A 1,226-nucleotide genomic window follows, 5' to 3' on the forward strand; every position below is an offset into this window, starting at 1 on the left:
CATCACCCAGGCCCAGTGGAAAGCGATCGCCTCTCGCACGGATTTAAAAGTTAAACAAGACCTTGATTTCAAGCCAGCCTATTTTAAAGACCGTCCCGATAGCGATCGCCGTCCCGTGGAACAAGTCAACTGGTACGATGCCGTCGAATTCTGTGCAAGATTATCGAAACTGACGGTTCGGGAATACCGACTACCGAGTGAGGCGGAATGGGAGTACGCTTGTCGTGCTGGAACCACCACCCCATTCTACTTTGGGGAAACCATTACCGGGGAATTGGCCAACTACAATGCCAGCAATACCTACGCAGAACAAGCGAAGGTAGAGTATCTAGACGGAACGACTCCCGTGGGACAGTTTCCGCCCAACGCCTTCGGACTGTACGATATGCACGGCAATGTCTGGGAATGGTGCGCCGATACTTGGCACGATAACTATGACGGTGCGCCGACGGATGGCAGTGCTTGGATAGAAAATGGGGATGATAATCGTTCTCCTCCGCGGGGCTGTTCTTGGTTCAGCCTTCCGGATTTCTGCCGTTCCGCTTTCCGCTACTTCCTCAACCGCCGCGTCAACCGCAGCAGCTATAACGGTTTTCGGGTAGTCTGCGTATTCGGGAGAACTCTCTAACCCTTTTTCCTTTTTCCCCTTTTACCCTCATTCCCTATTTTTTCTTTTTTCTTTTCTTTCCCGCCTCACGGCGGGTCGATTTTGTAGGGGCGAACTCGACCCATTTGGTCGATTTTTGCTTAACAATTGTCAAGGATTGTTAAGATGCGCTTACCCTGCACTTTTCCCCTAGTTCCCAAAACTAAACTCTATAAATTTTTAGCCACTGCTAAAGAGGATGAAGTGAGGGCAGAAAAGAATTTAAGAGCATGGTGTCAACAGACTTGCAAAAATTAGGTGGGCATTGCCCACCCTAATCTTAGGATGGCGGTTTGTAGGTAGAAGCAACGGATAATTCCTTTAATTGCTTGGCTGCCACTGTTGAAGGTGCAGAAGTGAGTAAACAACTAGCTTGCTGGGTTTTCGGGAAAGCAATCACATCGCGAATCGATTCTTCCCCGGCTAACAACATCTTCAGGCGATCTAAACCGTAGGCGATGCCACCGTGGGGAGGGGTTCCGTATTCAAAAGCTTCTAACAAAAAGCCGAATTTATTATAGGCTTCCTCTGGGGATAGACCGATGGTGGCGAAGACTTTTTCCTGTACTTCCCGTTGATA

2 protein-coding genes and 1 pseudogene are annotated in these 1,226 nt (G+C 49.0%); 2 read left to right on the forward strand and 1 reads right to left on the reverse strand.

The features are described 5' to 3' along the window. Together PX484_RS13900 and PX484_RS13905 are read left to right on the forward strand one after the other, a co-directional pair. Positions 1–628: formylglycine-generating enzyme family protein (locus tag PX484_RS13900; RefSeq protein ID WP_288104300.1), on the forward strand; the 628-nt coding region annotated here is incomplete at its 5' end. Between the two features lie 159 nt (positions 629–787). Then, positions 788–904: pseudogene (locus PX484_RS13905) on the forward strand (Uma2 family endonuclease); the annotation flags it as partial. 22 nt (positions 905–926) lie between these two features. Here the strand turns inward: PX484_RS13905 and PX484_RS13910 are convergent. Next, the coding region (locus PX484_RS13910) for an amino acid--tRNA ligase-related protein (RefSeq protein WP_288104301.1) at positions 927–1,226 on the reverse strand (300 nt) is incomplete at its 5' end.

The organism is Microcystis sp. M49636_WE2, assembly GCF_030065375.1.
GTDB classification, from domain to species: Bacteria; Cyanobacteriota; Cyanobacteriia; order Cyanobacteriales; family Microcystaceae; genus Microcystis; species Microcystis aeruginosa_C.